General features: G+C 43.3%; 5 protein-coding genes and 1 pseudogene. 5 read left to right on the top strand and 1 reads right to left on the bottom strand.

Going from position 1 to position 6,451, the window contains the following annotated elements; all coding sequences use genetic code 11:
• Positions 1-310: 310 nt before the first annotated feature.
• Positions 311-925: a TetR/AcrR family transcriptional regulator gene (locus B2Y23_RS05780; RefSeq protein ID WP_291354244.1), complete on the top strand. Its 615-nt coding sequence runs from the start codon at positions 311-313 to the stop codon at positions 923-925.
• Between the two features lie 79 nt (positions 926-1,004).
• On the opposite strand, the gene B2Y23_RS05775 is transcribed toward B2Y23_RS05780, so the two are convergent.
• The gene (locus tag B2Y23_RS05775; RefSeq protein WP_291354245.1) at positions 1,005-1,568 is read right to left on the bottom strand and encodes a 5'-nucleosidase; all 564 of its coding nucleotides are present in this window, start codon (positions 1,566-1,568) and stop codon (positions 1,005-1,007) included.
• Positions 1,569-1,895: 327 nt separating this feature from the next.
• Between B2Y23_RS05775 and ribF the strand changes: the two genes are divergently transcribed.
• The 4 genes and pseudogenes from ribF to B2Y23_RS05755 all read left to right on the top strand — a co-directional run.
• Positions 1,896-2,897 (top strand): riboflavin biosynthesis protein RibF, encoded by a 1,002-nt coding sequence (gene ribF, locus B2Y23_RS05770; RefSeq protein WP_291354246.1) that lies wholly within the window; start codon positions 1,896-1,898, stop codon positions 2,895-2,897.
• A 63-nt stretch (positions 2,898-2,960) separates the two neighbouring features.
• Positions 2,961-5,807, top strand: a complete 2,847-nt coding sequence (gene ileS, locus B2Y23_RS05765; RefSeq protein ID WP_291354247.1) for an isoleucine--tRNA ligase — start codon at positions 2,961-2,963, stop codon at positions 5,805-5,807.
• Positions 5,800-6,339, top strand: a complete 540-nt coding sequence (gene lspA / locus B2Y23_RS05760) for a signal peptidase II (RefSeq protein ID WP_291369561.1) — start codon at positions 5,800-5,802, stop codon at positions 6,337-6,339. Before ileS ends, lspA begins: the two co-directional genes overlap by 8 nt.
• Positions 6,332-6,451, top strand: a pseudogene (locus tag B2Y23_RS05755) (peptidylprolyl isomerase); the annotation flags it as partial. The gene lspA and the pseudogene B2Y23_RS05755, both read left to right, overlap by 8 nt.

Here is a 6,451-nt window from a genome sequence, read left to right as displayed (position 1 = left end):
AATGATGTACAGCAAAGGTTAATAGATTCTTTAATTTTATTTAATGATGGATTTTCCTGCCTTATTACACTCACTGACGGGCATAAATATTTTCATTTTTAATCTTATTGAAACACTTGAAAATATACAGAGCCTAGTAAACAGCCATCTTTTTCCTTCAACTTTTTACTTTTATTGAATTTATCGCAATTTCATAGCTCATCTACAAAATAAATCGTCATTATTCATAAAATTAAAACTTTTGCTTATGCACAAATCTGACGATTTGCCGTACAATTTGTGTTTCCACTTTAATTTCTTAAATTTGCTAATGGAACAAAAAAAGAGTACACAAAAAAGACATCAATTGCTGAGTGCAGCGCTCGATGTGTTTTCCCTTTACGGTTTTAATGGGGCGAGCTTAGACGAGATTGCCCAAATTGCCGAAATGCATAAATCGAATATTTTCTATTATTATGAAAATAAAGAAGCACTCTATGTAGAAGTGCTAACTACTGTTTTACAAAAATGGCTTGCACCACTGCAAATGCTGGAAACAGAGCTAGAGCCTGAAGAAGCCATCACCAATTATTTATTGCAAAAAATTGAAGTTTCGCGCACGCAACCGAAAGCATCACGACTGTTTGCTTTGGAAGTAATTCAAGGTGCACCGCATATTTTGCCAATTTTAAAAGGTCCTTTAAAGAAACTGGTCAAGCGCAAGGCTAAAGTGATTAGCATGTGGCAGGAGCAAGGTAAAATTTCTAAAGAAATCGACCCTGAACTGCTCATTTTAAATATTTGGGCAGTAACGCAAAACTATGCAGATTTTGCCACTCAAATGGAAATGGTGACAGGGAAAACCTTACGTAACCGCAGCATGCAACAACGTTGTATTCAACATACAGTACACATGATGCTATATGGTGTAATTCCTCGTCCATAAAACTTGAATTGTCGTGCATGACAATTTTGGCCTACGACCATAGCCTTCTATGGTCGCCGAATTGCCACTCCCAAGCGCTTTATTTTATCGTTTGGTATAATTTTGATAATTTCTGGGCACCTAATAATAAATTTTCCTCCCAATCCAGATGTGCCGTGTCATTGGCACCATCGGTAATATATTTCACTGAAATAAATCTGACCCCCAGTTTTTTACAGACCTTGGCCATGGCATAGCCTTCCATATCAACCAGATTACACGGTACTTTGGGTAAGCCTGTTTCAAAGCTGTCCCCTGTTCCACAGATGCCTTGGGGTAAATCATAGAAGAAGCGTTCTAAATGAATTTCTGCAGGATGATCGTCATCCATAGGTGTAACTCCGACGGCAAAACCAAGTGCAGATACATCCATATCACGCTGTACAAAGGTGCTCACCTCCACCAGTGCATGGGCATCAAAATGTGAACTTCCTGCAGTACCCAAGTTCAATAAGGTCGTGCAACCCGTTTTTTGAATCACTTCAAAGGCTTTAAAGGCTGCATTGACTTTACCGATACCACTGTAATGGACTTCGATGCCTGCCTGCTCAAATAAACCTTTAGATTCACTCGGCAATGCCATAATTAAAGCCAGATCAGACATAACAACACCTTATTTACATGCAAATTGAAAATTGTGCCCATTAGAAAAGAATTAATGCATGAGTGCAAACTTAAACATTGTGAGTAGCATCCTGCCTTTCCCATGTGATACATCCCGATTCACATGATTACTTGATCGACCTGATCTTGCTTTAAACAGGCGTAGAACTGGCTCAAATCCATTCACCCTGTACATTGGCATCTGTCTATCTCGCTATTTTTTAGGAGAGTTTGGATAATTTTTTTGTATGAAAACACAACAACAAGACGAACGCCTAAGATTATGGCAATATATAGCCCTGATAATTTTTCATTTATTGATTCGCCCATGAAGCTGCTCCGCCTGAATGCTTTAGCGCCTAATTTTCAATTGCCAAAAACTGCCGTAACCATTGGTAATTTTGATGGTGTACATTTGGGCCATCAGGCGATGATTAGCCAGTTAAAACAACTGGCAGCCACAGAAAATTTAAAAACATTGGTGATGATTTTTGAGCCACAGCCTTTGGAATTCTTCAAAGGTTATGAGGCTCCGCCACGGATTACTTCCCTGCGTGAAAAAGTGGAATATCTGACCGAACTCGGTGTCGACTACATTGCCGTTGCAAAATTTGATAATTATTTCCGTAGCTTAAATGCTGAAGCCTTTGCTGAACTATTAAAACTTAAATTGAATGCCCACAGCCTGGTATTGGGAGATGACTTTCACTTTGGCAAAAACCGTCAAGGCAATAGTGAATTTTTAAAAGCCTATGGTTTTCAGGTTACCAACCTAACAACGGTTGCACTGAATGGCGAACGTGTCAGCTCGACCCGAATCCGCCAAACCTTGCAAGCCGGCGATTTAGCTCTTGCTGCCAAATTACTCGGTCGTCCTTATAGCATTACCGGTCGGGTACAATATGGCGATCAAATTGGTCGTACCATCGATTTTCCTACCATTAATGTCGCCTTAAACCGCCATAAACCGTGCTTAAAAGGCATTTACGGCGTAGAAGTGGTGTGTGAAACCGAATCGTTAAAAGATAAAGTGAAAGCCGACCATCCTGAAAAACCAGGCATTGCAGGCTATGAACCGACTGCCCTGTTTGGCGCAGGACATGTAGGAACACGACCGGCCATCAAACAAGTCCATCCGGAATGGCGATTAGAAGTACATTTTCCTGATGTTTCTGCTAATCTGTATGGCCTGTTAATGCGGGTGACATTCTTGAACTATTTACATGGTGAAAAGGACTACCCTTCGCTTGAAGCATTGAAGGCGGGAATTGATGATGATGTTGAGAAGCTACTTGAGTTTCGACAAAACACACCTCATTTTCCCTTTTAAATCCCAAATTTTTTATTGTAAAACGCGTCAGCCTAAGACTGATTAAATTGGAAGACAACTTGCATGAGCGATAAGCAAACTCCTGAAAATGCAGTGGATTATAAAGCCACGCTAAACCTCCCAGGTACTGAATTTGCAATGAAAGCAAATCTCGCAGTACGTGAAGCAAAATGGTTAGAAGAGTGGTATGCCGACAACATTTATCAGCAGATTCGTGCGTCGCGTATTGGCAAGAAAAAATATGTGCTTCATGATGGCCCTCCTTATGCCAATGGTCAAATCCATTTAGGTCATGCGGTCAATAAAGTGCTGAAAGACATCATCATCAAAAGCCGCGTCATGGATGGCTTTGATGCTCCTTATGTGCCAGGTTGGGACTGTCATGGTCTGCCAATCGAACTGAAAGTCGAAGAAAAAGTCGGTAAAGTCGGCGTTAAAGTGGATGCGGCAACTTTCCGTAAGCACTGCCGTGAATATGCCTACACGCAAGTTGAATTACAGAAAAAAGACTTTGTGCGTATGGGCGTGTTTGGTGATTGGGACAATCCATATTTAACCATGAACTTCAAACAGGAAGCGGACATCGTTCGTTCACTGGGTGCCATTGCCAAAGCGGGTCATATTGAACCGGGTCTGAAACCAGTGAACTGGTGTCTGGACTGTGGTTCATCACTCGCTGAAGCTGAAGTTGAATATGAAGATAAGAAATCAGACGCGATTGATGTCGGTTTCACGGTAGTTGATTTGGCAAACCTGTCTGCACGTTTAGGTGTTGAAGTTACTGATCGCACCGATATCGTGATCTGGACTACAACCCCTTGGACACTGCCTGCCAACCAGGCTGTTGCCCTGCACGCTGAAATTGAATACCAGTTGGTCAAAGCTCGCGGTGAAGAAAAAGCAGATCAAAACTTTATCCTGGCTAAAGACCTGGTTGAATCTGCAACTGAACGTTACGGCTTTACCACCGTTGAAGTGATTGCTGATTTTGCAGGTAGTAAACTTGAAAATCTGGTGCTGCAACATCCTTTAATTACAGATCGCCAAGTGCCAGTTATTTTAGGTGAACACGTGATTGCGACCAGTGGTACTGGTGCTGTACATACCGCACCTGGCCATGGTGTGGACGATTATAAAGTTGGCTTGCAGTACAACCTGAAAGTGGACAATCCAGTCGGCGGCAACGGTGTTTACCTGCCAACTTCACCTATTTTTGCCGGTGAGCATATCTATAAAGCCAATCCAAAGATTATTGAAGCTTTAAGTGAAGCGGGCAAACTTTGGGCACATCACCCAATCAAGCACAGCTACCCACACTGCTGGCGTCATAAAACCCCAATTATCTTCCGTGCTACACCGCAATGGTTCATCAGCATGGATGCCAAAGGCTTACGTCAAGGCGCTTTGAACGCGATTGAAAATGACATTAGCTTCGTGCCGGATTGGGGTAAAAACCGTATTCAGGCGATGATTGAAGGCCGTCCGGACTGGTGTATCTCGCGTCAACGTACCTGGGGTGTGCCAATCCCATTCTTCGTGCACAAAGACACCAATGAACTGCATCCACGTACCCCTGAACTGATTGAAGAAGTTGCTAAACTGATTGAGCAGGAAGGTATTGATGGCTGGTACAACCGTGATGCGGCTGAATTTATCGGTGCCGATGCTGAGCAGTACAACGCAGTACGCGATACCCTGGATGTTTGGTTCGACTCAGGTACAACTCATTATGCAGTTCTACGTGAACGTGAAGAGCTGACTGATCCAGCCGATCTTTATCTTGAAGGTTCAGACCAGCACCGTGGCTGGTTCCAGTCTTCATTGTTGACTTCAATTGCGATTAACGAACGCGCGCCTTACAAAGGTTTGTTGACTCACGGTTTCGTGGTCGATGAGAAAGGCCGCAAAATGTCGAAATCGATTGGCAACGTGATCACCCCGCAAGACATCATTAAAGATATGGGTGCGGATGGTTTGCGTTTCTGGATTGCTTCTGCGGACTACCGTTATGAAATGACGGCGGGTAAAGAAATCTTTAGCCGTGCATCAGATGGTTACCGTCGTATCCGTAACACCTTGCGTTTCTTACTGGCGAACCTGAATGGTTTCCAGCCGGCTACAGATGCCTTGCCTGTTGATCAGTTGATTGCACTGGATCAATACATCTTGCAACGTGCAGCTGACGTTCAAAAAACCATTCAGCAAGCTTATGAAGATATGAACTTCCATATCGTGACCAATGCCTTGACCAACTTCTGTATTAACGACTTGGGTGGTTTCTACCTCGACATCATCAAAGACCGTCAATACACCACCAAAGCAGATTCACAGGCACGTCATTCTGCACAAACTGCGCTGTATCATCTGGTACAGGCCTTTGTACGCTGGATGGCACCGATCTTGAGCTTTACTGCACAAGAAGCTTGGCCTTTAATTCCGGGTCAAAGCGAGAAGTACGTATTCACTGCCGAATGGTATGACATTCCTGTTGCATCAACTGCCAACCTGGTTTCTGAAGCCGACTGGCAAACCCTGATCGCGGTTAAATCTGCGGTGAACAAGCAAATTGAAGCAGCGCGTAATGCCAAACTGATTGGTTCTAACCTGTCTGCCAAAGTTGAACTTTGGGCCAATGCTGAATTGAAAACAGTGCTTGATCAGTTAAGTGATGAACTTCGTTTTGTTCTGATCACCTCTCAAGTGACTGTAAATGCATTTGATGAAGCTCAAGGTGAAGCTACAGAGCTTGAAGGTTTACGTGTCAAAGTATCTGCAGCAGACGGCGAGAAATGCGCACGCTGCTGGCATGTACTGCCTGATGTAAATACACATCATGAACATCCAGGCCTTTGTTCTCGTTGTATTATTAACCTTCCTACAGGTCAAGGCGAAGAGAGAAAGTATGCCTAATCCGCACAACAAAAAGGGCTTATTTCAATTCTACCCACACAATTTAATGTGGGTGGGATTATCCATTGTGGCGATTATTCTGGATCAATGGACCAAATGGATTGCGGTAACACATCTGGAATATGCAGATCCGGTGCCCGTCCTGCCCTTTTTAAATTGGACACTATTACATAACTATGGCGCTGCCTTTAGTTTCTTGTCCGATGCTGGTGGCTGGCAACGCTATTTCTTTACCTCTCTTGCAGGTTTAGTGTCTGTGGTTTTCGTGTTCTGGCTGATGCGTATGCCAAAGAGCATGAAAGTCTTGCCACTAGCAGTTGCCCTGATTCTGGGTGGTGCTATTGGTAACCTGATTGACCGCATTTCTTTAGGTTATGTGGTCGACTTTATTCATGTCTATTATCAGAACAGCCACTTCCCTGCTTTTAATATTGCGGATAGTGCCATTACTTTAGGTACGATTCTGCTGCTGATTGATACGTTTTTCCTGGAAAAACACCGAATTCAACGTGCACAGGCGCAACATGACTGATTTTATTAATCCTAACGAGGAAACTCGTGTTGAAGACGGCTCTAAAGTCGAGCTTCATTTTTCTGTCGCGATCGAAAGTGGCGTAGAAATTGACAATACCCGTAGCCGTGAA

The organism is Acinetobacter sp. UBA5934, from assembly GCF_002430855.1.
GTDB lineage: Bacteria > Pseudomonadota > Gammaproteobacteria > Pseudomonadales > Moraxellaceae > Acinetobacter.
Note: the sequence above shows the minus strand (reverse complement) of the source record. Positions and strands in the feature narration are given on the sequence as shown.